The 25,721-nt window shown below is 57.6% G+C and carries 20 protein-coding genes and 1 pseudogene; 6 read left to right on the top strand and 15 right to left on the bottom strand.

Annotated features, from left to right (window positions below):
* Positions 1-107: 107 nt before the first annotated feature.
* The 12 genes from AC4ANK_RS25005 to AC4ANK_RS24950 form a co-directional block, all read right to left on the bottom strand.
* Positions 108-1,121, bottom strand: a complete 1,014-nt coding sequence (locus tag AC4ANK_RS25005; protein ID WP_460383587.1) for a LacI family DNA-binding transcriptional regulator — start codon at positions 1,119-1,121, stop codon at positions 108-110.
* Between the two features lie 57 nt (positions 1,122-1,178).
* A complete protein-coding gene (locus AC4ANK_RS25000) occupies positions 1,179-3,161 on the bottom strand; it encodes a 3'-5' exonuclease (RefSeq protein ID WP_002553197.1) in 1,983 nt (660 codons plus the stop codon).
* Positions 3,158-4,891, bottom strand: coding sequence for a DEAD/DEAH box helicase (locus tag AC4ANK_RS24995; RefSeq protein WP_002553198.1), 1,734 nt, complete (start codon positions 4,889-4,891; stop codon positions 3,158-3,160). The genes AC4ANK_RS25000 and AC4ANK_RS24995 overlap by 4 nt, the downstream gene beginning before the upstream one ends.
* Positions 4,892-5,090: 199 nt before the next feature.
* Entirely contained in the window at positions 5,091-6,167 is a 1,077-nt protein-coding gene (locus AC4ANK_RS24990) for a protein-glutamate methylesterase/protein-glutamine glutaminase (RefSeq protein WP_005732319.1), read from the bottom strand.
* Positions 6,130-6,663, bottom strand: coding sequence for a chemoreceptor glutamine deamidase CheD (gene cheD / locus AC4ANK_RS24985; protein WP_002553200.1), 534 nt, complete (start codon positions 6,661-6,663; stop codon positions 6,130-6,132). The genes AC4ANK_RS24990 and cheD overlap by 38 nt, the downstream gene beginning before the upstream one ends.
* Positions 6,660-7,469, bottom strand: coding sequence for a CheR family methyltransferase (locus AC4ANK_RS24980; protein ID WP_031596285.1), 810 nt, complete (start codon positions 7,467-7,469; stop codon positions 6,660-6,662). Before AC4ANK_RS24980 ends, cheD begins: the two co-directional genes overlap by 4 nt.
* Before the next feature lie 9 nt (positions 7,470-7,478).
* Entirely contained in the window at positions 7,479-8,018 is a 540-nt protein-coding gene (locus AC4ANK_RS24975) for a chemotaxis protein CheW (protein ID WP_002553202.1), read from the bottom strand.
* A 50-nt stretch (positions 8,019-8,068) separates the two neighbouring features.
* Positions 8,069-9,724: a methyl-accepting chemotaxis protein gene (locus tag AC4ANK_RS24970; RefSeq protein WP_002553203.1), complete on the bottom strand. Its 1,656-nt coding sequence runs from the start codon at positions 9,722-9,724 to the stop codon at positions 8,069-8,071.
* A 30-nt stretch (positions 9,725-9,754) separates the two neighbouring features.
* On the bottom strand, positions 9,755-11,857 hold the full coding sequence (locus AC4ANK_RS24965) for a chemotaxis protein CheA (RefSeq protein WP_002553204.1): 2,103 nt from the start codon (positions 11,855-11,857) through the stop codon (positions 9,755-9,757).
* 46 nt (positions 11,858-11,903) lie between these two features.
* Positions 11,904-12,194, bottom strand: coding sequence for an STAS domain-containing protein (locus AC4ANK_RS24960; RefSeq protein ID WP_002553205.1), 291 nt, complete (start codon positions 12,192-12,194; stop codon positions 11,904-11,906).
* A gap of 23 nt (positions 12,195-12,217) precedes the next feature.
* Positions 12,218-12,586, bottom strand: a complete 369-nt coding sequence (locus tag AC4ANK_RS24955) for a response regulator (RefSeq protein ID WP_002553206.1) — start codon at positions 12,584-12,586, stop codon at positions 12,218-12,220.
* A 9-nt stretch (positions 12,587-12,595) separates the two neighbouring features.
* A complete protein-coding gene (locus tag AC4ANK_RS24950; protein ID WP_369812073.1) occupies positions 12,596-13,429 on the bottom strand; it encodes a methyl-accepting chemotaxis protein in 834 nt (277 codons plus the stop codon).
* Between the two features lie 490 nt (positions 13,430-13,919).
* Here AC4ANK_RS24950 and AC4ANK_RS24945 point away from each other — a divergent pair, with 490 nt between their 5' ends.
* Complete coding sequence (locus AC4ANK_RS24945; RefSeq protein ID WP_015062535.1) at positions 13,920-14,201, top strand: hypothetical protein; 282 nt, start codon at positions 13,920-13,922, stop codon at positions 14,199-14,201.
* Positions 14,182-15,411 carry an IS91 family transposase gene (locus AC4ANK_RS24940; protein ID WP_460383579.1) on the top strand — a complete coding sequence of 410 codons (1,230 nt, stop codon included), beginning with the start codon at positions 14,182-14,184 and terminating at the stop codon, positions 15,409-15,411. The genes AC4ANK_RS24945 and AC4ANK_RS24940 overlap by 20 nt, the downstream gene beginning before the upstream one ends.
* Before the next feature lie 558 nt (positions 15,412-15,969).
* Here AC4ANK_RS24940 and AC4ANK_RS24935 read toward each other — a convergent pair.
* The 3 genes from AC4ANK_RS24935 to AC4ANK_RS24925 all read right to left on the bottom strand — a co-directional run bounded on the left by AC4ANK_RS24935 (position 15,970) and on the right by AC4ANK_RS24925 (position 18,645).
* A complete protein-coding gene (locus tag AC4ANK_RS24935) occupies positions 15,970-17,268 on the bottom strand; it encodes an NAD(P)/FAD-dependent oxidoreductase (RefSeq protein WP_031596292.1) in 1,299 nt (432 codons plus the stop codon).
* Between the two features lie 217 nt (positions 17,269-17,485).
* A complete protein-coding gene (locus AC4ANK_RS24930; protein ID WP_002553209.1) occupies positions 17,486-18,019 on the bottom strand; it encodes an MOSC domain-containing protein in 534 nt (177 codons plus the stop codon).
* Entirely contained in the window at positions 18,016-18,645 is a 630-nt protein-coding gene (locus AC4ANK_RS24925) for a DUF1780 domain-containing protein (protein ID WP_002553210.1), read from the bottom strand. The genes AC4ANK_RS24930 and AC4ANK_RS24925 overlap by 4 nt, the downstream gene beginning before the upstream one ends.
* Positions 18,646-18,833: 188 nt before the next feature.
* Between AC4ANK_RS24925 and AC4ANK_RS24920 the strand changes: the two genes are divergently transcribed.
* From AC4ANK_RS24920 to AC4ANK_RS24905, 4 genes and pseudogenes are all read left to right on the top strand, one after another.
* Complete coding sequence (locus tag AC4ANK_RS24920; RefSeq protein ID WP_057446241.1) at positions 18,834-20,240, top strand: TolC family outer membrane protein; 1,407 nt, start codon at positions 18,834-18,836, stop codon at positions 20,238-20,240.
* A 146-nt stretch (positions 20,241-20,386) separates the two neighbouring features.
* Positions 20,387-22,558: a type I secretion system permease/ATPase gene (locus AC4ANK_RS24915; protein ID WP_460383575.1), complete on the top strand. Its 2,172-nt coding sequence runs from the start codon at positions 20,387-20,389 to the stop codon at positions 22,556-22,558.
* Positions 22,551-23,971, top strand: a pseudogene (locus tag AC4ANK_RS24910) (HlyD family type I secretion periplasmic adaptor subunit). The gene AC4ANK_RS24915 and the pseudogene AC4ANK_RS24910 overlap by 8 nt, the downstream one beginning before the upstream one ends.
* 61 nt (positions 23,972-24,032) lie before the next feature.
* On the top strand, positions 24,033-25,538 hold the full coding sequence (locus AC4ANK_RS24905; RefSeq protein WP_095077801.1) for a tetratricopeptide repeat protein: 1,506 nt from the start codon (positions 24,033-24,035) through the stop codon (positions 25,536-25,538).
* Positions 25,539-25,721 lie beyond the last annotated feature (183 nt).

The raw sequence follows: 25,721 nt of genomic DNA, 5'->3' as shown, positions 1-25,721 counted from the left end.
GTCACCGTACGTCCTTGATGCGCCAAAGTTTTCCGCAATCATCGGCTTTTCAGGATGCCGATGGCAGTGCACCGATTTAAGGCCGGGTGTTACTGGTTGCCCCGCAATCAGTCACTGCGAGTTGCTACCGTGCCCCGGCAGACCAACTCTACGGGTACGCGCACGACGTCCTGTGTACAGTCGCCGCCCGCCATGCGCTGCAGCAATTGCGCTACGCCGAGACGGCCAAGCTCCCTGGAGGACTGGCGGATGGTACACAGCGGTGGGGTCAGCAGACTGGCATACACGGCGTCGTCGAACCCCACCAGCGACATGGCGCCGGGCACGCTGATATTGCGCTCACGCAGGACATCGAGCACGCCCAGAGCGATGAAGTCACTGGCGGCGAAAATCGCCTCCGGAGGGTGGGGCAGGGTGAGCAACTGAGCGGTTGCGATACGCCCGAACTCACGGCTGTAATCTCCAAAGCACAGGCATTCCGGCACCTCTGCGATGCCCGCCAGCGTCAGCGCTTCCCGGTAGCCGGCATAGCGCTCGCGGGCACTCATCAAGGCCGACGGCCCGGACACATGAGCGATGCGTCGATGGCCATGGCGGATCAGATACTCAGTCGCCAGGCGACCACCCTGATGGTTGTCGGCGAACACTTTGGGCTGCGACGTGCCGGGAACGTCTTCGTCGAGCAGAATGATATTGCGGTAGCTCACCAACTGACTGGCCAGCGTGCCGTCGTCCGGACGGTTGCTGACCAGTAGCAAGCCATCGACGTTACGTGAATCCAGCCAGCGCACAAAGGTGCTTTCACGTTCAAGCAGGTTGCGGGTGACACACAGCACCAGGTTATACCCGTTGGCGGACGCCTCTTCCTCGGCCGCGTCTGCCAGCTCGGCAAAAAACGGGTTGGCAATGTCCGGCAGCACCAGACCGATGGTTTCACTGCCGCCTTTGCTCAGGCGTCGGGCCAGACTGTTGCCCCGGTAGTCCAGCGCCTTGATCGCCGTGTCGATACGTTTCGCGGTTTCCGGCGGCAGGCTGATGCTCTGGTTCAGATAGCGCGACACCGCAGCCTTGGAAAGGCCTGCATGGTTGGCGACGTCCTGAAGCGTTACGGGTCTGGTCATGGCGATCGGATTTGTGGCCTGAAAAACGAAGTAGTGAATGGGCAGGCAGGTATCTTCTCACGCGTGCTTGAACAGCCCGGCGATTTTTTCCGGTAGGGGGGTCGACGAAATCAAGACCAGGCGCTGACCTGCGCGGGTCATGGCCATGTAGAGCTTTCGCGCATTCTGCTCAATCTCGTCTTCGGTGATGCTGCCGCTTTGAACGGTACGCCCCAGCAGCTTTTCCAGACCGACCAGAAACACGACGTTGGCTTCAAGCCCGGTAGCACTCTCCACAGTGGCAATGCGCAGGCTTTCATCATGGGTGGGCATTGAGTTCTTGTCGTTCATGTCCCAGATCCGGTCTGTGCCAAAACGCGCCTTCAGCGTTTTTATCAATAATGTTTTGTCAGCTCCCTTGCCGTACAAGAGCAACATTCCCGACAGCGCCAATTCGAAGCGTTGCTGATGATCCGCAATCTCATTGCTGGCCTGTGCAACCGCATCCTGGGATGAAGGTGACAAGACAAAAAGCGGAGGTGTGCCTGCGTCCATGCCTTCGAAATCGGGCTGTAGATAATCGTCCGGATCGGTCTGGGTAATGCCAGCCAGCATCTGATTGGCTGCGCTCAGAATGGCCTGAGTCGTACGATAGGACTTGCGCAGCTTTTTGGTCTTGCCTGCCACATCAAGACCGACCCGTTTCCAGCTAAGACGACTCTTCAGAAAACCCTGATTAGGGTCGGCACACAGAAACAGTGTGCCCTCGGTTTTTTCCAGTGTGAGTTTGATCAACTGAAACCACGACGGCGCGAAGAACTGAGCCTCGTCCACCAGAATGTGCTGATAAGGGGCGAGCTTGTCTGGACGATTGGCCAGGCACAAATCACGGGGCAGAGCGCTCCATAACCGCAGGCCTGACTGTTTCAGCAACGCAGCGGTTACACGCTCGTACAGCGCCCAGACCTGTTGCCGTTCCTCTTTGCGCAACGCAAAGCCCTGACCTGCGCGTTCGACCTTCAGGTAATCAGCCTCATCGGCTACCACAGAGTCATTGATGAAGTTGAACTCATCGAGCAATAACGCGTTATCCGGCTTCAGGTCGGGGTGTTCAAGGGCTCTAAAATACTGGATGAGGCCTGTGACTTCCTTGTTGTAATCAGGCATTTTCGGGTTCGTTTTGAACAGTGTGCGCCACTGCTTTGAGATCCAGCCCAGTGCGGTGATGATGGTGAGATTCGCCGGGATCTCACCATGTACGCGTTGCAGGCGATGCTTGAGATCTTTGACCACGGGCACGTTATGAATAAGCATGAGCACGTGTTGATCGGGGTATTTTCTTGCGAGGATAAAAGCTCGGTTTGCAGCGATAAGTGTTTTGCCACTGCCCGCTACGCCATTTATCAGCCGCACAGAAAAATCACCTGCCAGTTCTGTCTGCTCGTCAGGAAGCTCCAGATCAAGCTTGCTCGCCCATTCCTGCTGAGTGTCCAGAAAATAGCGTGAGGTCCGGGCGCTATTGTCGCGGACGAACTGCCGGCGCGTGGTGCGGATCCCGGCTACTTCGGCCTCGGGAAAGTAATAGCCCATAATGGCTTGTCTGTCGTTCTGGGAAAGGGCTTTGAGCAGCTTCGGCAACTGCTCTGCACCGGACTCGATGAAGGTCTTCTTCGACATCAGCCATATTCCACGGCCTTCGCAATGCCGTGTCCACAAGGCTTTGCTCTGATCCGAATCGCACCCCCACATTACGACCAGCTTACGGAGGGCAGGGATATTCGCCCGAGCCTCAAACGCTGACAGTTTTTCCAGCATCTGACTGAAAACTGTCTGCTCTGCAGTCACAAATAGCTGGCCTGGATCCAGTGTGTCGAACGGGAGCTCGCAGATCATCAATGCCAGCCATTCCAGCTCGCCGCGTTGCAGGAAGAAGTCCGGGGACCAAGTGTCTTGTGCGATACATTTGCGAACGACGTAATCACCGTCGAGTTTCTTGAGCACCCGTTTGCACTGAAGCTGCGAGCCGCTGCTGCGTTGCCATTCAGGTATGAACAGGGTCATTGCGCAAACTCGACCTTGTGGCATTGGCTGATCAGCTGTCGGTATTGTTCGGCCCACACCTGCGCAGCTTCGCTTGCGCAGACAATTCCGTGCTTCAGCTGCGGGCCGATAATGATCAGCTTGGTCATGGCGCGAGTAATAGAAACGTTCAGCCGCTGGGGCTGGAAAAAGAACTCTCCAATGGCACTGATAAATGTCTCGTCGCCGCTGGCCAGGGACAGGATGACCAGCTCGCGCTCCTGGCCCTGCATGCGCTCGACGGTGTCAGCAACTATTGTGTCCGCGGCTGGACGACCGAACTGCTTTGCGAGCGCCTGGCGAATCGTCCGCCCCTGAGCGCGGTAAGGCGTCACGATGCCGATTTCGTGCAGCGGCAGACCCAGCCTGTGCGCTTCAATGCACAGTTGAACGACGCACTGTGCGTCTGCCGGGTTGCGGTTTCGAGCCTTTGAGTCCTGCGTTGCGATAAAAACAGCGCAGGCTTGCGGATCAAGCGCTTCGCTGACCGCCCCATCAGGACTGGCCCGCAATCGACGGTCTGTATTTCGACCTGCGGCCCGTAATTGCCCGTCGTAGTACATCTGGCTGGGCCATTCGGTCAGCCAGCGATTCATCCGGTAAGTTTCTTCCAGCATCACCGTATGATCAGTGTCTTGAGCTGTCAGACGTGCGAACACCGACATGGATTCCTTGGACAGAATCGAGCGTGAAAGCAGTACAGGAGGCAGCTGTTTCTGGTCGCCGATAAAAATGAATCGTTTGCCCTTGCGCATTGCCATCAGGGCGAGAGGCACGGTGATCTGACTGGCCTCATCGAAGATGACCGTATCGAAACTGTACCTGGACAACGAGCTGCATGTGGCGAAAGGCGTGGCACCTATCACATAACCCTGACCCGATTCAGGAAAGCCCTCCCAGTTGGCGGGGTCGGTTTTCAGGTCTACATGCTCGTCGAGGTCTTCACGGCGGCCGCCCACCTTGAGCGTCGGCACATTGCGCGCAGCTATCTTGCTCAAGGCATTGTTGATCGCCATATGAGTATGCGAAGTGACGAACACCCGTTCGCCCCTGGCAACCAGCAACTGAGCGATCAATGCCAGCGCTCGGGTCTTGCCGGTACCCGGTGGCCCTTGAATACAGGCAATCTGCTCCGCGCCCAAGGCAAGGCCAACGGCTTCAGCCTGTTTATCGTTGCAGCCTTCCTGGCGTGCGATCTGTTCGCCGTACTCGACGTCCGGGTCGTTGAAACCGATATCGGGCGCATCGCCGAGCAAAGGCAATATTGTATTGTGTCCCTGTGCGTCGATCTCGATGTCTTGCAAGGCCTGAATGTATTTCGGAGTCAGGTCCATACCATCAGGGTCTGCGTAACAGACACCTTCCTGATAGCTCTCCCAGATGAGCATCGCCCTGTCCGAGCTGAGCAGCCAGCGGTCGTCCTCTTCCTTCTCAAACTTCATGCCCTGACACAACAGCGGACCCTGAGCATTACCCAGATGCACGCGCAGCAAGTCCCCAGCACGAAAGCGTGACTCGTTTTCGCCCAGGTAGGCCCATATTTGCCCGGGTTTTTCGCTGCGCTCCAGCCGGGCGAAGCCCTGTGTCCAGCCTTGCAGCAGTTTCTCTGGCAGCGGGCGCTCCCATACCTCGTTCAGTTTCTGCAGGTTGGCAGCCTGCTCTGCATAAACGAACTCATACAGTTTTTGAATCAGCGGATGCTGTCCAGGCATGGCGGTGAAAATCCTTATCGACCGGGGCGTGGGCAGGCAGTGTTACATAATATGTGTGGCGGATGGGAGTCAGGCGCTGCACATCCCTTGCCGGTATCGAACCGCCTGGCAGAGGCGCCGGCGAAGCGCGGCCTGTCTTCACGATGATGCGGGCGAACCTGACCTTGATATGTTCCCAAGCCAGGGCGCTCCTCCAATCTCATCGGTGCAATATCGCCTGATGAATTTCCTGCAGCGGCATGATCCTCTGCGCAGCATTCAGTTTGATGGCTTCCTTGGGCATGCCGAATACGACGCAACTGGCTTCATCCTGAGCCACTGTCGAGCTTCCGGCATCAAGCATCTCCTTTAAACCGCGTGCGCCGTCGTCGCCCATGCCGGTCATGATGATGCCGGTGGCGTTCTTGCCGGCGAATTTGGCCACCGAACGAAACAGCACGTCCACCGAAGGACGATGGCGGTTGACCAGCGGGCCGTCGATGACCTGGACGTGGTAGTAGGCGCCGCTGCGCGTGACCATCATGTGTTTGCCGCCGGGGGCGATCAACGCGAGGCCGGGCAGGATGCGGTCGTTGTTTCTGGCCTCGCGCACCTCGATCTGACTCAGACTGTTCAGGCGTTCGGCGAACGATGCGGTGAATTTTTCCGGCATGTGCTGGACGATGACCATGCCGGGACAGACGCGGGGCAGGGCCGTCAGCACCGCTTCCAGTGCCTGGGTGCCACCGGTCGAGGTGCCGATGGCCACAATGCGTTCAGTGGTATGCGCCATGGCATGGCCGTTGGCAGCAGGCAAAATGGCGTCTGCGGTGAGTTTGCTTGCCGGGGCCAGAACGGGCGGAGCCGTGCGCTTGCCAAGGTTTTTAACGTTGGAGTTCGCCGCTGCGCGGACTGCCGCGACCAGCTCGGCGGCTGAATCAATGAGGAAGTTCTTCAGGCCGGTGGTAGGTTTGGTGATGATTTCCACCGCCCCGGCAGACAGCGCCTGCAACGAAGTTTCTGCGCCTTTCTGGGTCAGCGACGAGCAGATCACCACTGGCGTCGGCCGTTCGCTCATGATCTTCTTGAGAAAGGTGATGCCGTCCATGCGGGGCATTTCCACGTCCAGCACGATGACGTCCGGCCATTCCTGAGCCAGCTTGGCCATGGCGAATATCGGGTCCGACGCCGCGCCCATGACATGAATATCGGGGGTGTCGTTGAGAATGGCCACGAGTACCTGGCGAACGACGGCCGAATCATCGACCAGCAATACGCTGATTTTTTTGTTTGGCATCTTTTTCGATTGCTTCCATTGGTTGGTGCCTGACCCATACGTTTCCGTTCCACAGGTCGAAGATGATGTTGCGATGACCGGTGCTGCCCAGGTCCTGAGCCATCAGCTTCAGGCGATGCCGGTCGGCCAGCTTCAGCGCCGCATTGATGTTGCGATCTGCGACGTTGTGCATCTGCTGGTCGTGGCGCTGCGCCGGAAACATCTCGCCGCCGCCAAACAGCTTGACCTGATATTCCTCCGGAAGCGTCCCGCTGGCCAGCGCATGGCTAATCAGCATCTCCATCGCTTCATCAGCGTATTTGCCGTCCAGTGGCTGACCCTTGCGAATACGTCCTGGCAGCATGAAGTGGCACATACCACCGATACGCCGCCACGGGTGCCAGAACGTGATTGCTACGCACGAGCCCAACAATGTGCGCAAGCGCGCAGGCCGGGTCTCGAAGACCACTTCGCCGGGAGCCAGGACTATTTCGGCCACGCCGACGGGCTTGATCATGGCTTGCGGTATATCGAAGGGGAGACAAGTTTCAGCGTGTCGTTTATGCCGTTGAGGCTTTCCGAATGACTGATGATGAAATACCCCCCGGACTTGAGGCGCGGTAATAAACGCGCCACGACTTTGCTCTTGGTTTCCTGATCGAAATAGATCATCACGTTGCGCAGAAAGATCACGTCGAACTCACCCAGATCGGGCAGGGTCTCGTTGAGGTTGACCTGCACGAAGCTGACCCGGCTGCGCAGCGATTTGTCGATCAGAAACGTGCCTTCCTGACGGCCAACGCCCTTCAGGCAATATTTGAACAACAACGGTTGGGGCAGGGTTTCGGTGCGTTCCATGGGGTAATGCCCACTGCGCGCCTTGCTTAGCACGCGGGTGCTGATGTCCGAGCCGATCACTTCCCAGGGCGTGGTGCCCAGTTGTTCCGCCAGCGTCATTGCCAGGCTGTAAGGCTCTTCGCCAGATGAACTGGCGGCGCTCCAGACCCTGAATACCTTGCCCGGCGCTACCTTGGGCAGCACCTGCTGGCGCAGAAAATCAAAATGCTTGGGTTCGCGAAAGAAGTACGTTTCGTTGGTGGTCAGCAGGTCCAGCGCCACTTGCAGCTCGCCGTTGCGCTGATCGTTCATGATCAGCTTGAAATACTCGCCATAGTTGTCCAGCTCGTAATGCTTGAGACGCTTGAACAGACGGCCGGCGACCAGCGCTTTCTTGGCCAGCGTCAGTTTGATGCCCGCAGCGCTGTACAGCCAGTTCTGGAACTGGCCGAATTCGCGATCGGTGAGCGACGCTGTATCAGGCATGTGCAGGCCTCACGTCGCGTCGGCGTCGGAAGGCAGCGACTGACTTGCTTCGGCGAGGCTGGACATTTCATCGATAGACAACACCCGATCGACCTCAAGGACAATGACGAACTTGCCGTCGACCTTGGCCATGCCGCTGATAAAGTCGGCACGAATGCGCGCACCGAAGTTCGGTGGCGGTTCGATCTGCGAGGCCGGTATTTCCAGCACCGCCGAGACGTTATCGACCAGCAGGCCGATGTCCTGCGGTTGGCCGTCCTCGCTGCTGGCCTCGATGATGATGACGCACGAGCGCCGGGTGATGTCCGAGTTCTGTCGCCCGAAGCGCGCCGACAGATCAACCACGGGCACTACAGCACCGCGCAGGTTGATCACCCCGCGCACGAAGGCGGGCATCATCGGCACCACCGTCAGGCTGCCGTATTCGATGATTTCCTTGATGCCCAGAATGCCGATGGCGAACATCTCGCCACCGAGCATGAAAGTCAGGTACTGCGCCTCTTCCTCGACCGCCGTGGCAGTCTGTCGAGTCGTGACCAATGAGCCCATGTCGTTCTCCCTGTGAATCGCTATCGAGGCCGGCAATCAGCAGCCAGTCATCAGAAACGAGTGAATTCCGATTCGTCCGGGGCGCCCGCCATGCTTTGCGCAAACGCCTTGCGCGGAGCCTGTTGCGGTGGGCGCGGGGGCTGGCGGTTCGGGCTGCTGCGGCCGTCGACAGGGCTGCCTTGTGCGACGGCCCTTGGCGATGCATCGAGGGTGAAGAAGCTCATGGCCTGTTGCAGCTGTTCGGCCTGACTGCTCATCTCTTCAGCGGTGGCGGCCAGTTCTTCGCTGCTTGAAGCGTTCTGCTGGGTGACCTGATTGAGCTGGGTCATGGCGGTGTTGATTTGCGCCACACCGGCAGCCTGTTCCTCTGACGCCGCGCTGATTTCCTGCACAAGGTCTGACGTCTTGTTGATCGACGGCACCATTTCGTCCAGCAGCTTGCCAGCCTTTTCGGCCATTTCCACACTGCTTGACGACAGCTCGCCAATCTCCTGAGCCGCGACCTGGCTGCGTTCAGCCAGCTTGCGCACCTCGGCGGCCACTACCGCGAAGCCCTTGCCATGTTCGCCCGCACGGGCTGCTTCGATGGCCGCGTTGAGGGCAAGCAGATTGGTCTGGTAAGCGATGTCGTCGATGATGCTGATGCGTTGGGCGATTTTCTTCATCGCCACGACGGTCTGCTGCACCGATTCGCCGCCGTCAGTCGCTTCCTTGGCAGCCTTGCTGGCCATGCCATCGGTGACTTTGGCGTTCTCGGTGTTCTGGTTGATGCTGGCGCTCATCTGCTCGACCGACGCGCTGGTCTCTTCGACGCTGGCCGCCTGTTCGCTGGTGGCCTGGCTCATTGATTGCGCAGTGGCGCTGACTTCTTCCGAAGCGCTGGCCAGGTTGTCGGCGGCGTTACGCACTTCGCCGATAATGTGTGACAGCTTGCCGACCATGTTGCGCATGGCGTTCAGCACCATACCGGTTTCGTCCTTGGAACCGTGCCCGATGTGGGCGTTCAGGTTGCCCTCGGCCAGTTGCTCGGCGGCAGTCGCTGCCTCTTTCAATGGGCGAGAAATAATCCGTGCAATGAACAGCGCCAGACCCAGACCGACCAGCAAGGCTGCAACCAGCACGGCAATGATCGAGATACGCGCGCTTTCGTACAGGCTCGTGCCTTTGTCGCCAGCGGCAGTCGCCCCGGCGTCATTGAGCTCGACCATCTTTTGCAACTGGTTGGTGACTTCGTCGAAGTGCAGTTTGGACTCGCCGCGCAGCAAGGCACGCGCTTCGGCCTCCTGGCCCTGCCGGGAGAGAGCGAACAGATTGTCGCTGACTTTCAGATAGGCGGACCAAGAGGTACTCACGGCACTGAACATCTGCCGGTCCTGATCGCTGACGATCAGCTTGTCGTAAGTGGCCAGCCGCGTTTCAAACTGTTTGCGCGCTTCTGCTGCTTCAAGCTCCATCTGCGCCTTTTCCTGGGCAGAGTCGGCGGCAATGTGGCGGTTTTCCTTCAGCCGGAAGTTGGCTGCGTAAAAGCGCATGCCCGACGCCGCGCGAATGGACGGCATCCAGTTTTCCTTGATGTCCTGGGCGGCCTGGTTGACCTGGCCCAGCTGGATAATGGCAAAGACTCCCATGGCCGCGGTCAACGCCAGAACCACCAGGAACGAGGTAATCAGCTTGGTGGAAATCTTCAGATCGTAAAACCATTTCATTGAAGTAACTCCTTGGGAATTGCGAATCCGTCAGCGAGAGGTGGGCAATAGGGCTTGAGGTACCTGGGTCGAGCGGGCTTCCATTTGGACGATCTGGTTGAGCAAGGCCGGTATGTCGAGAATCAACGCCACCGCACCGCTGCCCAGAATCGTCGAGCCGCTGATGCCGCGCAGTGCGCCGAACAGCTTGCCCAGCGGTTTGATAACGGTCTGGAACTCGCCGAGCAGGTCATCTACCACCAACCCGGCCTTGTGTTCGGCGTAGCGCACCACCACCACGTTCTGGCGCCGTGCAGCCGGGCCTTCATGATTGAAGTGATCACGCAGGTAGACCAGCGGCAACACTTCGCCACGCAGGTCGAGGTAACCGCTGTCGCGGGTCAGGTGACGATTCTGTTCGTCCAGCTCGATGCATTCCTGAACCATGTCCAGCGGGATGACGTAAGTCGACTGATCGATACCGACCAGAAAACCGTTGATGATCGCCAGCGTCAGCGGCAGGCGGATACGCACGATGGTGCCCTGACCGGGCTGGCTGTCCAGGTCCACAGTGCCGCGCAGCAAGGTGATATTGCGTTTCACCACATCCATGCCGACACCACGCCCTGACAGGTTGGTGACGGCCTCGGCGGTAGAAAAGCCGGGCTCGAAGATCAGGTTGTAGATCTCCTGATCGGTGAGGCTTGCGCCAGCTGCCACCAGCCCGCGCTGCTGGGCCTTGTCGAGGATCCGCTCGCGGTTCAGGCCCGCACCGTCGTCGGCAATTTCAATGACGATGCTGCCGGAGTCGTGGTACGCATTAAGGCTCAAATGACCTTTTGCCGGTTTGCCTGCCGCGCGACGCGCTTCGGCGCTTTCGATGCCGTGGTCCATGGAATTGCGCAGCAGGTGCATGAGCGGGTCGCCGATCTTCTCGACAACGGTTTTGTCCAGTTCGGTTTCCGCACCGTTTATAATCAGGTCGATGTCCTTGCCCAGTTCCTGACTGACATCACGTACTACGCGGCGAAAACGATTGAAGGTATCGCCGATGGGGATCATGCGCAGGTGCAGCGCGCCATCCAGAATTTGCTCGACCAGCCCCGACACGGTCGAGCTGGCTTCCTGAAGCGGGTCGTTGTCGCACGAACGGGCCAGCAGGCTGGCCCCGGCGCTAGCGATGACCAGTTCGCCGACCAGATTGATCAGCTCATCAAGCTTGTCGGCATTGACGCGCACATAACGACCGTCCTTGTTTTTCTGCTCGCTGGCCGAAGAAGGGCGCTCTACAGCTGTTGCCGCAGCAGGCGCACGCGGCACGGCACGCTGGTCACCCAGCAGTTCGCCGCTGGCAACCGCTGGGCTGTGTTCGGTTTGCGAGACCAGTTCGGTGCCGGTAGGCTCGACGTGGTCTGGCGTCTCGTTCACCGGGGTGATTTCAACAGCGCAGTCTTCCCGCACGAAGTCGAACACTTCGTTTATCGCGGCATGCCCGGCAGCCGAGCGAAAATCTATCTCGAAGCCCAGGTGGCAGGATTCCGGGTCCCACGCTTCCAACGCCGGGATGCTGTCGGTGACGGTGGTGACCTGAACCATTTGCCCCAGGGTATTGAGGTAACGCAGGAACGATAGCGGGTCCATGCCGTTGCGAAACACATCCACGCCAAAGCGCAGCGAGATATGCCATAGCACTTCGGCAGGCTGTTCATCGATCACACTCGGCGCTCGCGCCTCGTCAGCAGGTTGGGCATTGCCTGGTGCCTGATAGACCTGTAACGCCTGACGCAGCGCCGCTTCGCGTTCCAGAGCGGGCGGCTGCAATGGCTGGCCACGGCTGGCTACTACATCGATCAATTCAAGCATGTGATCGCCGGACTTGAGCAACACCGCGATCAGCCCGGCGTCCACCGACACGCTGCCTTCACGCAGGCGGTCGAGCACGTCTTCAACGATGTGGGTAAAGCTGACGATAGGCGTCAGCCCGAATAGCCCGGCAGACCCCTTGATGGTGTGCGCTGCGCGGAACACTGCGCCAATCGCGTCCTGATCGCCGGGTTCGCTTTCGAGTTGCAGGAGGGATTCCTCCATGGCCTGCAAAAGCTCACACGCTTCAACAATGAACGTCTGCTGTGCCTGATCGAGATTAATACTCACGATGACTTCCTTGATCGATCACTCGGCAATAATGCAAATGGACGCGCTACAGCACGACACCGGGATTACATAACTCGAAGGTTTCGGTGACTGCCTTGCTTTGCCCGGTCATGCGCAGCGAGGTCCCGGTCTTGCCGGCTTCGCGCTGGATGACTGCCAGCAATTGCAGGCCGGCACCGTCCATCTCGGTAACTTGCGACAAGTCGACTTCCACTCGCGCCGCACCAGTGATCTTTGGCAGCAAACGGGCGGCGAGTTCGGTCACGGTGTAGATCGTCAGCTCGCCGTCGATCTGCACGCGGGTGGCGTCAGCCTGATTGTCGTCTGGGGTTGGCATGCTGGCCTCCATGGCCCTTGATCTCAGGGCAGGATCAGCTTGGAAACCGCTGCGAGCATTTGCGCTGGCTGGAACGGTTTGACGACCCACGCCTTGGCACCTGCCGCCTGACCTTCAGCCTTTTTCGATTCCTGGGACTCGGTGGTCAGCATGATGATCGGCGTGAACTTGTAACTGGCCAGCTTCTTCACTTCCTTGACGAACGTGATGCCATCCATGTTTGGCATGTTCACGTCGCTGATGATCAGGTGCACTTTCTGCCCGGTCAGCTTGCCCAGTGCATCTTTGCCATCGCAGGCCTCGATAACGTCGTATCCGGCACTTTTCAGCGCGATGCCGACAACCTGCCGGACACTGCTTGAATCGTCGACCACCAATACACTCTTAGCCATGATCTACTCCTAGAAAAACGTGATTTCCTGCGAATTCTGCTGTGCTGCCGATTCGCCGCGGTGAGTGCGGCGTTGCTCGTCGGTCGCGTAGGTGGACTCCATGCGCGCCAGCCATTGCCGGGCGTCGATGACGACGGCCTCATCGGGAGACTGGCTGGCTTGCAACAGATGCGCGTGCAAAGAGTCGATGTTGTCGCGTACGTGAGCGAGAATCTGGCTGACCCGGTCCTGAAACTGCAGGTTCACAAGGACTTCGGTCATTTCGTCGCGAATACCGTAGCTTTCCTGCTTGAGCAGGTCGGCGGATTCGGCCAGGCGACCGGTAATGCTCTGGAAACGCTCCAGGACGTTCTGGATGCTTTGCTCGGAAGCTGCCACCGAATGGCTGTCCTGATCAGCACCGCTGGAGGCGGCCTGCACCAGTTGCGTGATGGCATTGTTGATGATGTCGACCTTGGCCGACATCTGCTGACCGGTTTCGCTGGACTTGCTCGACAGGCTGCGCACCGCGTCGGCGACCACGGCAAAACCACGGCCGGCTTCACCTGCGCGCGCCGCTTCAATCGCGGCGTTAAGGGCCAGCAGGTTGGTCTGTGCAGCAATCGCTGCGACGTCCGCGGCCATGGTGCGCAACTCGCCTGTGTAGGCGGTCAGGCTGCGAACCTGAGAGAGCGTCTGGTCGCGGCTGGCTTGGGTGGCTTTAAGGGAGTCAATCACCTGGCTCAGCTCGCTGTCACTCTGGGACAGGACTTTCAGAGCGCCATCGGCATTCTGACCGTCCAGCTCACCGGCAGCGTGTTGCGAGGCCTGCACGGTTTCCTGCAGGCGTTCGGAAATTCCCATGAAGCGGCTGCTCAGCTCGACAATGGCGGTTTCGGTTTGCTGGCGCGAGCTTTCGACCTGCTTGGCCCAGATCGGCATGGCACCGAGAAAGACTTCGTTGAGCTGGGCATGGGAGGCCATGGCGCTGGTTTGAGCGTTATGTGCCTGGTGATGGTCCAGAGCTTGAGCAACAGCCCGATGCACGTCGTTCTGTTGGGTGCGGGCAGCCAGTGCACAGGCACCCAGACCGATAGCGAGCAGTGCTGCGCAAGCGACCAGATTGGTCGTACTCGTCCCGGATTGCGTGAGGATCCAGGCAGCGGCAGGTATGACGGGAATCAGAGAAAACCAGATGAAACGTGGACGGTTTTGCGCAGGATTACTGCTGGAATGATTCGACATCATGGGTTCGATCCCTGAACTGGGCAGCCTGCGGCTGCAAATTGTGGGATTTTGAAATCGGTTATCATAGCCAAAATTGAGTCGATCCCTCCTCAGCACAGGCTTACACATGGCGTCAGAGACAAAAAAACGTAAACGGGCAAGCCGGGCAAAAGCCAAGGCAAAGCAGACCCGTCTCCAACGCGCCGGGCATACCACCTTCGTTCCCGATACCGAATTTTTCTTCGATGTCGATCCTTTGGGTGATGTCGATCTTTGTAGTTGCTGCCAGACAGCGTATCTGAACGACAGGTTTCCCGACGCTTCTTGCGTAAGCGTTTCGATGAGAGAAGGGCCAGGCGGATTCGCCATCACCGCCGTCATTCACCACGATGAGGAGCCATCCTGCTGACGTGGCCTCTGCACCGCCTGCTTACAAACCTCGACCGCTCAAAAACCTCTTCACGGCCAACGGCTGCTGGGCAGATTTGCTGGAGGCCGGCGGTCTGCGCCAAATCGAAGTGGAGTCGATCAGCAAAATGCTCGCCTGCGGCACCTCGATACTGGGCGTCAAACACTACACCTGTGGCAATGAGCATTGCCCACACGTCAAATACCTGTGCAACACCTGCCATTGCCGGGCCTGTCCTTCCTGCGGCAAAAAGTCCACCGACCAGTGGATCGCCGTGCAAAACAACCGTCTGCCCGACTGCCCCTGGCAGCATCTGGTGTTCACGCTGCCCGACACGCTATGGTCCCTGTTCTTCTACAACCGCTGGCTGCTCGATGCGCTGTTTCGGCTGGCGGCCGATAACCTGCTCTACACCGCCAAGCGGCGCGGTTTGCACGTCGGGATTTTCGGTGCGCTGCACACCTATGGCCGGCGGCTCAACTGGCATCCCCACGTCCACCTGTCGGTGACCGCGGGCGGCCTGGATGAGCAGGGCGTCTGGAAAAATCTGTCGTTCCACAAAGAGGCCCTGCGGCGGCGCTGGATGTGGCTGGTGCGCGATTACCTGCTGGGACAGCCGCTTTCGCAACTGACGATGCCGCCGCAGCTGGCCCACATCCTCTGTGAAAGCGACTGGCGCCGTCTGATACTGACCGCTGGTGGCCAGCACTGGCACATCCACTTGTCGAAGAAGACGGAAAACGGGCGAAAGACCGTCAATTACCTGGGCCGCTACCTGAAAAAACCGCCGATCTCGGGCAGTCGTCTGGCGCATTACACCTCCGGAGCCACGTTGAGCTTCACCTACCTGGATCACCGCACGCAGACCTATCAGCAGGAAACGCTGAGCCAGGCCGACATGCTGCGCCGGGTGGTGCAGCACATCCCGGAAAAGCATTTCCGGATGATCCGGTATTTTGGTTTTCTGGCCAATCGGGTCTGCGGGCAGTACCTGCCAAAGGTCTATGAAGCACTGAAGATGGCGACGCCAGGACCGGTATCAAAGCTGTATTTTGCGCCGATGGCCAAAGCCTTTCTAAACGTCGATCCGTTCCGCTGCGTGCTGTGTGGCGCGCGGATGGTATACACGGCAGCGATCAGCGGGCTGACGGTGCAGGGACTGGTCCTCAACGCTCAGGCGATCGCGCAGATGAGGTACGTGAAGCCCTGACAGGGGGAAGGTGCGTCCGCACCTAGGCTCAGCGGTAAAATAAACTGTGTTAATGCGGATTTATAGGGGTTTTCACTGCATAAGTAAGGCATCAGCGTCTTCCTACCCATCGCTATGAAGGCATGACGCCTCCTTCCATAGCGTCAGCTTGATGCATAGGCATTTTGAAATTCCTATGCATGAACAGTGCAGCGTTGTACACGACTCAATGGTTATCTGCGCGGTGCAGACGAACTTGATACCTGTACGAGCGCCTTCCGTCCGATCGCATCGCGCAGAGCCCGGTCAGATTAAAAATAGCGGGTATTCAGGGCACTGCAAGTCAGCGTAGAGCGAGATGCACTCAAGAGCGTCCAGAGCGGCATGACGATAGTGTTCTCCCCGCACGCCTCTCGTTCCTCACGCTCCAGCGTGGGAATGAATTTCATGACGCTCTGCGTCGCAAGTTCTGCGCTGCACAGGTCACTTCAAGAGAGGACGCAGAGCGTCCAGAAGGGCATGCCCACGCGAAGCATGGGCACGATGGTGTGTTCCCGCACGCCTCTCGGCTGGCGGGCCTTAGTGCAGCTTCATCCGTGGCTCGGTGCCTTTGCCGATCTTGCTGCCCAGCATCAGCATCAGGGTGCGGAAGGTGCCGTACAGCGCCATCTGGTGCATGCGATACAGCGACACATAGAACATCCGCGCCAGCCAGCCTTCAAGCATTACGCTGCCCATCAGGTTACCCATCAGATTGCCGACTGCCGAGAAGCTCGACAGCGAGATCAGCGATCCGTAGTCCTTGTAGGTGTACTCCGGCAAGGTCTTGCCTTCGATCCGCAGGCGCAGCGATTTTGCCAGCAACGACGCCTGCTGATGAGCAGCCTGAGCGCGTGGCGGGACGTTGCGGTCGGTGCCTTTTTGCGGGCAGGCGGCGCAGTCACCGAAGGCGAAAATATTCTCGTCACGGGTGGTTTGCAGCGTCGGCAGCACTTGCAACTGATTGATCCGGTTGCTCTCCAGCCCATCCAGCTCATGCAGAAACGCCGGGGCACGAATACCTGCCGCCCAGACTTTCAAACTGGCCGGAATGACCTGCCCGCTGGCCGTGATCAAGCCGTCGGCGGTCACTTCGCTCACCGCGGCATTGGTCAGCACCGTCACGCCAAGTTTTTCCAGTGTCTTGTGCACCGGCGCGCCGATACGCTCTGGTAATGCAGGCAGCACCCGAGGCCCGGCTTCGATCACGGTAATGCGCAGGTTTTCCGGCTTGATCTGGCCCAGCCCGTAAGCCGCCAACTCGTGCGCCGCGTTGTGCAGTTCTGCCGCCAGTTCAACACCCGTCGCACCTGCGCCAACGATGGCCACGGTGATTTCCTGAGCACTGTCAGCCTGACCTGCGTGAGCACGCAGATAGTGGTTGAGCAGTTGCTGATGGAAACGCTCGGCCTGTTTGCGGCTGTCGAGAAACAGGCAATGTTCCGCCGCGCCCGTGGTGCCGAAGTCGTTGGTGGTGCTGCCCACGGCGATGACCAGCGAGTCGTAACCCAGGCTGCGTGCCGGAACCAGTTCGGCACCGTTTTCATCCAGCGTCTCGGCCAGGTGAATCTGGCGACTGGCGCGATCCAGCCCGGTCATACGCCCGAGCTGGAACTGAAAGTGGTTCCACTTGGCCTGAGCCACGTAGTTCAGCTCGTCTTCATACGAGTTGAGAGAACCCGCCGCGACCTCGTGCAACAGCGGTTTCCAGATATGCGTCAGGTTGGCGTCGACCAGCGTGACACTGGCCGTGCCTTTCTTGCCCAGGGTTTTACCCAGGCTGGTCGCCAGCTCCAGACCGCCTGCGCCGCCGCCAACGATAACAATACGATGCGTCATAAGGATTACTCGGAAGGTTTAAGGAATTCGCGGGGAGCCTGATCTTCGCGAGCGCAAGGCAGCTCATAGCGTCAGAAGGCTCGATAAATGGGTTCATCACGGCAACACCGGGATCAGGAGCGACCTGCGCTCGACTGGATGCCGGTTTGCCTGAAGGTACTCTTCGACACACCTTTGCGGTTCCGGGTTCAGGTGGCTGCTCAATTTATGCGTTGTCTCAAGCGTGCTGACGGGCAGGGGGCCAGGGATCAGTGATTTCCAGCGGCTCGACCTGCAACACATCGTCCAGGCGGATGATGCCGCTTTGTAACACTCGCGCAGTGATTCCGCCATGCCCACGCACCGCCTGAAAGGTTCCGCGACCAAGGCGCTGTTCCAGCCGCGCACAAGGCTGGCACCAGCCAGTGGTTTCAAAAATCGCCTGGCCGATGCGAAAGCGTCGGTTTTTCAGGCTGAACAGATTGATGCCGCTGATCACCAGATTGCGCCGCAAGTCCTGCGGCACGATGGGGTTATCCGCAGAGCGGTTCAGCAATGAGCCGACCACCGCCAGATGCTCCCACTGGATCAACGTCACCTGCCGTGCATTGCGCGGGCCAGGTCGCGAATGATCGCCGGTCAGCCCCGCTTCGCGCCGCGCTTCCACCGCGTCCAGTTCGATCATCTCGACCCGCGACTCCGGACGCACACCAATCCAGCGCACACGGCCTTGTTGAGGCACATCGGCCAGCAGTTCCTGCAAGGGGCTCATAAACTGATTCCAACATCGAAAACGACACTGCGCCCCAGGTTGGTACGCAGAAAATCCGGAGCGCCCGGATGCGCGAACAATACCCGAGCAAAGGTCGGCCCCACCAGCGACAACGAACGCCAGCCCTGACGCAGGTACTCGGTCGGTGGCGGAAAGTGACTGTTGAGGTCCAGCACCTCGCGCTTGAGGCTGGCGAAGGCGATGATATCCAGCCCGCCCAGGTCAATGCCGCGTTCGCGATAATTGGTGGATTTCTTGCGCAGGGTAGGGGCGAGTCGGTGCAGCAGTTCAGAGGCAGGAATCCGTTTAGGCTTGGCTTCCCGACGTACCAGTTGGCTCAACGAAAAAGCGCTACGTCGTCGCGCCAGCTCCTCGCGCCACTCATCATTGAGACGACGGCCCTCATCGAGCACAAAAAACACCTCGAAACGCCCGTCACGAAACAGCACATCCGGCGGCTCCTCAGTGGCCGGCGTGAAGTCCTCATTGCGATGCGCAATGTTCAGCCCCTGCAACAGGCGCTGACAAACCCAACGCTCACGCTCCCACTTCCGCGCATTGGAAAGAAAGGCGTTGGCTTGTTCGGCCTGGATCGTCAACAGGCGCAGGTAGTCTGAGTCATCCATAGGGCACTAGCTTACCGCCCAAATGTGAAGGTGATAAACAAAGACTGAGGTGTTTTCGGGAGTTTTTCGCTCGGACCTCGAGCGTCAGCGAAAAAACCTTTCAGCCGACTAAAGCTTTCTTCGTTTGCGCCGAACTCATGACAAGCCAATTTAATGGCACTCAGGAGTTCTTTTCGCATGGAACCTAGATGAATCCTTTTTCCCCGCTCGTTCTGGTGATCCTGACCTGCGCCTGTGCGTGCGGCGAAACTGTGTTCGCTCGAGAGCAAGCTAAGCAGCATGCTGATTTACTGAGTGTTTATCAGGCAGCATCACTTAACGATGCGCAATTGTCTGCCGCGCGTCATGCCTACAACGCGCAACGCGAAGCAGTGCCTCAGGCTCGGGCAGGCCTGCTGCCGAATCTCACCGCCGGGGCAACGTCTGAAGTCACCCGTCTGGAGCGGGACGAGCCTTCCTTAAGCCGTGAGCGAAGCGGCACAACGTTTCGTGCGAATCTCAGTCAGCCGTTGTTCCGCATAGATCGCTGGTTTCAATTGAAGGCTGCGCAATCGAGCGTGGATCAGGCGGAGCTTGAACTCTCCGCCAAAGAGCAGAACCTGCTGCTGACCGCTGCTCAAGCCTACTTTGAAACGCTGCGCCAATTGGACGCGTTCGCAGCCGCCCAGGCAGAAGAGGCTGCGCTGTTACGCCAGCGCGATCAGGCTCAGGGCCGACTGGACGACGGTGCTTCAAGCATCACGGACGTGTATGACGCCCAAGCGGCTTATGACAATGCTCGCGCCAACCGCCAATTGGTTCAGCGAAAAGTGGATGATGCCTATGAAGCGCTGGAGCGCCTGACCAAGCACAGCTACACGTCAATTGCAGGCATGAGGCACCAGATGCCGGTTGAGGCTCCCGTACCCAATGACCCCCGAGCCTGGGTCGACGTTGCCGTGCGACAGAATCTTGAGCTGCAAGCCAGCGAGCGTGCAGTCAGTGCTGCCGAGCAAACGCTTAATCAGCGTAAGGCCGGGCATGCCCCCACGGTTGACGCTGTTGCTTCTTATCGCAAAGGTGATAACGACAGCTTTGGCTACAGCAACCCGACTGACTTCGGTGCTAACGGCTATCGCGACAATGTTGCCCAAAGTAGCATCGGCATTGAACTCAATATCCCTCTTTACTCGGGCGGAATGACCAACTCCCAGATCAAGGAGTCCACCGAGCGTCTTTATCAGAGCCAGGACGAACAGGAAGACCGCCGCCGCGAAGTGGTGCTGAATACGCGTAATGCGTTTCGCGGCATCAATACGGGCATAGAGCAGATTGCAGCCCGACGCCAAAGCATCGTTTCCGGTCAGAAATCCGTGGAAGCCAATCAGGTCGGCGTTGATGTGGGATCGCGCAACATCGCTGACGTGCTCAATGCCCAGCGTCAGTTGTATGCCGCAGTTCGTGATTACAACAATGCCCGGTATGACTACATTCTCGACAACCTCAAGCTTAAACAGGCAGCGGGTACGCTGAGCCCTGATGATCTTAGGGCGCTGGCGATCTATCTAAAGCAGGACTACGACCCGGCCAAGGACTTTTTACCGCCGGGTCTTTAGATGCATTTTTTGAGTGCGTAGCTGAATAGTTGCAATCCGGGTACATTAAATACTAAAAGTGTGACGCGCGTCACGGATGGCTTGTTGCCATTATTTAGCAAATTGATCAGATTTGCCTACCAGTGGCATGTCGGCAGGGAAGCGCTATGAATGATTCGGAAATTGGCGCTCGGACGCCTGACAATGCCCCTCGCCTCGACACCGGACTGGCCTCGCTGGTCATGCTTGCGCGCTTCCATCAGGTGGCCGCTTCGCCAGAACAACTTGCCCATGAGTTTGGCAGCCCCGACCAGTGCCTGTCGCAAGACAGTCTGTTACTTGCGGCCCGCAAGCTTGGTTTGAAAGCCAAGGCTGCGAAGACCACCACGGAGCGTCTGGACCGAACACCCCTTCCTGCCATCGCCGCGGACAATAACGGTGGGTTCTTTATCATTGCGCGCCTTGATCAAGGCAAGGCATTGATTCACGACCCACTGGCTCAGCGCCCTGAAGTGGTGACTTTCGAGGCGTTACAGGCGCGCTGGACTGGCCAGTTGTTGCTCATTCGTTCTGAAGCTGGCACCCCTGGCGAGTCCTCTAGTTTCGATTTCACCTGGTTCATTCCCGCTATTGTCAAATACCGGAAGTTGCTGGGCGAAGTGATGCTGGTCTCCTTCGTTCTGCAGATTTTCTCGCTGATCACCCCTCTGTTCTTTCAAGTAGTGATGGACAAAGTGTTGGTTCATCACGGCCTGACAACGCTTGATGTCATTGCAATTGGTCTTGCCGGGGTCATGCTCTTTGAGTCGGCCTTGTCGGGCCTGCGCACTTACGTATTTGCACACACCGCCAGCCGGATTGACGTAGAGCTAGGCTCAAAATTGTTCCGTCATCTGATCACCTTGCCCTTATCGTACTTTCAGGCCCGCCGCGTGGGTGATTCAGTGGCGCGTGTGCGTGAGCTGGAAAACATCCGCAACTTCCTGACTGGTAACGCCATTACCTTGCTGCTGGATGTGCTGTTCTCGGTGGTGTTCATTGCGGTGATGTTCTACTACAGCGGCTGGCTGACCTTGATCGTGCTGTTGTCGCTGCCGCTGTACATTCTGGTGTCGGTGCTCATTACCCCGGTTCTGCGCAAACGCCTCAACGACAGTTTTGCTCGTGGTGCAGAGAATCAGGCTTTCCTGGTCGAGACTGTCAACGGCATCGATACCCTCAAGTCCATGGCAGTGGAACCTCAAGCCATTCGCAAGTGGGACAACCAGTTGGCGGGTTATGTCGCTGCCGGTTTCAAGACCCAGAACCTGTCGACCATTGCCAACGAAAGTGTCTCTCTGATTGGCAAACTGGTGACTGTTGCAACCCTGTGGTTTGGCGCGCGCCTGGTGATTGACGGCCAACTTTCGGTCGGCCAGTTGATTGCATTCAACATGCTCGCCGGGCGTGTTGCCCAACCGATCATGCGCCTTGCGCAACTGTGGACCAACTTCCAGCAGACCGGTGTGTCAGTTCAGCGTCTGGGCGACATCCTCAATACCCGTAACGAACTCTCGCAAGTCAACCGCAGCGCATTGCCACCGATCAAGGGGCGCATAGAGTTCGATCAGGTGCATTTTCGCTATCGTCCGGATGGCTCGGAGATCCTGCGTGGTATCAATCTGGTTATCACGCCTGGTCAGGTCATCGGTGTGGTGGGGCGCTCCGGTTCTGGCAAAAGCACACTGACGCGTCTGTTACAGCGCCTCTATGTACCAGAGCGCGGTCGGGTGCTGGTCGACGGCATGGATCTGGCGCTGGCAGACGTCTCTTCCCTGCGCCGCCAGATCGGGGTGGTACTGCAGGACAACATGCTGTTCAACCGTAGCATTCGCGAAAACATCGCCTTGAGTGATGCCGGAGCGCCGTTGGAAGCTGTGATGCAAATGGCCAAACTGGCAGGTGCCCACGACTTCATCCTTGAGCTGCCGGAAGGCTACGACACCATGGTCGGCGAGCACGGCGCGTCGTTATCCGGTGGTCAGCGCCAACGTATCGCCATTGCCCGCGCCCTGATGGGCAACCCGCGCATCCTGATTTTCGACGAGGCCACCAGTGCGCTGGACTATGAGTCCGAGCGCATTGTTCAGCAGAACATGCAGGCCATTTGCAAGGGGCGCACGGTAATCATCATCGCGCATCGGCTGTCTGCCGTTCGCGATGCCAACCGCATCGTTGTAGTCGATCGCGGGCAAATTGTAGAGCAGGGCACTCATGCCGAGTTGCTGACGCATCAAGCTGGTCACTACTCGCGCCTCCATCGCCTCCATCGCCTGCAGCAAGGAGGCAGCCATGTCTAACGCCGAATCTACCGGTCTGTTGCAGCGCTACCGCCGTGTGTGGCGCCAATCGTGGCGTCACCGTCGTGAAATGGATGCACCCAAGCGCTTGGCGCATGAAGTGCAGTTTCTGCCCGCTGCTCTGGAACTCCAGGATAAACCCAGCCATCCCGCGCCGCGCGTTTTTATGTGGGCAATCATGTTTTTTGCCGCCCTGGCGTTGCTATGGGCGTGCCTGGGCAAGATTGACGTGGTCGCCACAGCCAGCGGCAAAATTATTCCCAGCGGCAAGACGAAAACCATTCAGTCCAGTGAAACCGCTGTGGTCAAGGCGATTCATGTGCGTGACGGGCAATCGGTCAAGGCCGGTCAGTTGCTTCTGGAGTTGGACTCCACATCAGCAGATGCTGATGTCGGACGCGTCCGCAGTGATTTGCTGGCTGCACGTATCGACAGTCCCGAGCGGCCGCCATGCTCGATGCAATCAACCAGCGCAAGCCGCCTCGGGATCTGACCGGTACCATACTGGATGCCGACCCGATGCATGTATTGGCGGCTGAGCGCTGGCTGCAGGGCCAGTATCAAGAGTACCGCAGTAGCCTTGACCTGGTAGACGCCGAAATTCAGCAACGCCAGGCCGACATTCAGGCCGCGCGTATTCAAGTCATGAGTTTGCAGAAAACTTTGCCTATCGCCACCAAGCTGGCAAGTGACTACGAAAACCTCCTGAAAAAGCAGTACATCGCCCGTCACGCTTACCTGGAAAAGGAACAGGCGCGCCTGGACCTGGAACGCCAACTGAGCGTGCAGCAAGCCAGCGTCCTGCAGTCCACCGCCGCTCGCCAGGAAGCAGAGCGCCGCCGCGAAGGCGTGGTCGCCCAGACCCGCCGCGCCATGCTTGACCTGCTGCAGCAAGCCGATCAAAAGATCGCATCTTTCAATCAGGACCTGACCAAGGCTCGCTATCAGGAAGACCTCACAACCCTTGAAGCGCCGGTAGACGGCACCGTCCAGCAACTGGCCGTGCACACCGTCGGCGGCGTCGTCACCCCCGCACAACCACTGATGGTCCTGGTCCCCGACGGCCAGCCCGTGGAAGTGGAAGCCATGCTGGAGAACAAGGACGTCGGTTTCGTCCGTGCTGGTCAGCCCGTTACCGTTAAGGTCGAGACTTTCACCTTCACCAAGTACGGCACGATCGAAGGCGAAGTCATCAGCGTCTCCAACGACGCCATCGAAGATGAAAAGCGCGGGTTGATCTACAGCAGCAAGATTCGCCTTAACCGCGATACGTTGAACGTGAATGGTGTGGACATCAAGTTGTCACCGGGCATGGCGGTGACGGCGGAAGTGAAGACCAACAAGCGGCGGGTAATCGAGTATTTCCTGAGTCCGTTGCAGCAGCATGCATCGGAGAGTTTGAGGGAACGGTAGCGGCCGTTTATACATAGCGCTAGACGTGCGCAACTTTAATTGCTGTGTTTTGGAGATAATAATGACTTTTAAAGCTGCAGATGGAACGAGATGTTTGAAAGTTAAGATTTTGTTTTTTTGTGTTTTTGTTTTTGGTTTTTCCAAAGGTGCGCTTGCTTCGGTAGATGATGGGGTTGATGCATACAATAGAGGGCTGTATGAGCAGGCTTTTTCGATATTTCAAAGCGAGGGTGCAAAAGGTGATGTAACTGCTAGCTATTATTTGGGGCGGCAGTATGAAGAAGGTAAGGGTGTTCGCAAAAATCCAGTAAAAGCTTTTGAGTCTATGTTGGCAGCTGCAAGCCGCGGTATGGCACTTGCTCAATATAAAGTAGGTGTTTTTTTTGAGGAGGGTTTTGGCGTATCTGTAGACTTATCCAAGGCTGCTCAATATTATAAGGCCGCAGCTGAACAAGGGTTGCATGCTGCTCAATCCAGTTACGCACTTATGCTCAGAGATGGACTGGGTGTAAAAAAGGATGAAGTGTCAGCTATTGGTTTTATGCAGAGTGCAGCGAATGGCGGTGATGCTACGGCGCTGAATAGCTTGGGTGTGGCGTATATAATTGGTAGTGGTGTGAGCCGTGATGCAGTTAAAGGCGTTCAGCTTCTTAAACTGGCTGCTGAGAAGGGCGATGCCATAGCACAACGTAACTTGGCAAAATCTTTCAGTGACGGAACAGGCGTTGAAAAAGATGAGCGTGAAGCGTTCAAGTGGTATCGGAAATCAGCTGTAGGCAACGATAAGGTTGCTCAGTTGGCTTTGGGGCAGTCCTATGAATATGGCTCTGGTGTAGAGCAGGATTATAAAAATGCGCTTGTCTGGTATAAGCGTAGTGCCTCAACTGGTTATGCGCCTGCACAGTACAAGATTGGATATTTTTATAATTTTGGTAAGGGGGTCGCTGCGGACTATAAAGAAGCGCGTTATTGGCTTAGGCTCGCTGCCACTCAAGGACTTGCCGTTGCTCAAGCGGATTTAGCAAGTCTTTTTGAACTCGGCCAGGGTGGTGCTGTTGATAACGCAGCAGCTGCAAAATGGTATCGGTTGGCGGCTGCTCAGAACATGCCCCGTGCTCAGTATCAGCTCGCGGTCATGCTTAAAGAAGGGCGTGGTGTAGAGATTGATTATGCAGAAGCATTGCTTTATCTGCGGTCACTTGCATCTAATAATGTTTCATATGCTGAAAATGAATTAGGTAATATGTATAAGAATGGGTTGGGTGTTTCTCAAGACTATTTGGCCGCCGTGGACTGGTATTGGAAGGCAGCCAATCAAAATAACGATGTCGCTTTCGCGAATCTGAGCTTCATCTATGAGAAAGGCTTGGGTGTTTCAAAAAATCTGGTAGTTAGCTATGCTTTGATGAAGTGTGCGTCCAGCATAAATTCTGAGAGTGAAGTCTACAAAGATGCATTAAATAGAGTGATGGAAGGGCTGGGCCGCGTGGAAGCTATGGAGGGCGAAAAACTTTCATATGAGGTATGTAGACGTAAGCGTATCGCTGTTAGTGAGTATTTGGAGTAGATATTTCGCATATGGAATATTAATGGTCGGAGTCGGCAGGTAGATTGTTGTCTTAAAAAATATTTCGACTTTTATTTGTTTGAGGTTTCTAGTTGTTGGGCAGGTGTTTGGGGTTTTGTTTTAAGTTGTTTAATGGTCTTTCGTGACCGTTCCAAAAAATAATTGCCAGTATTAGGAGTTGCT

Source organism: Pseudomonas sp. Pmew2 (genome assembly GCF_058129885.1).
This window is presented reverse-complemented; position numbering and strand designations above follow the sequence as displayed.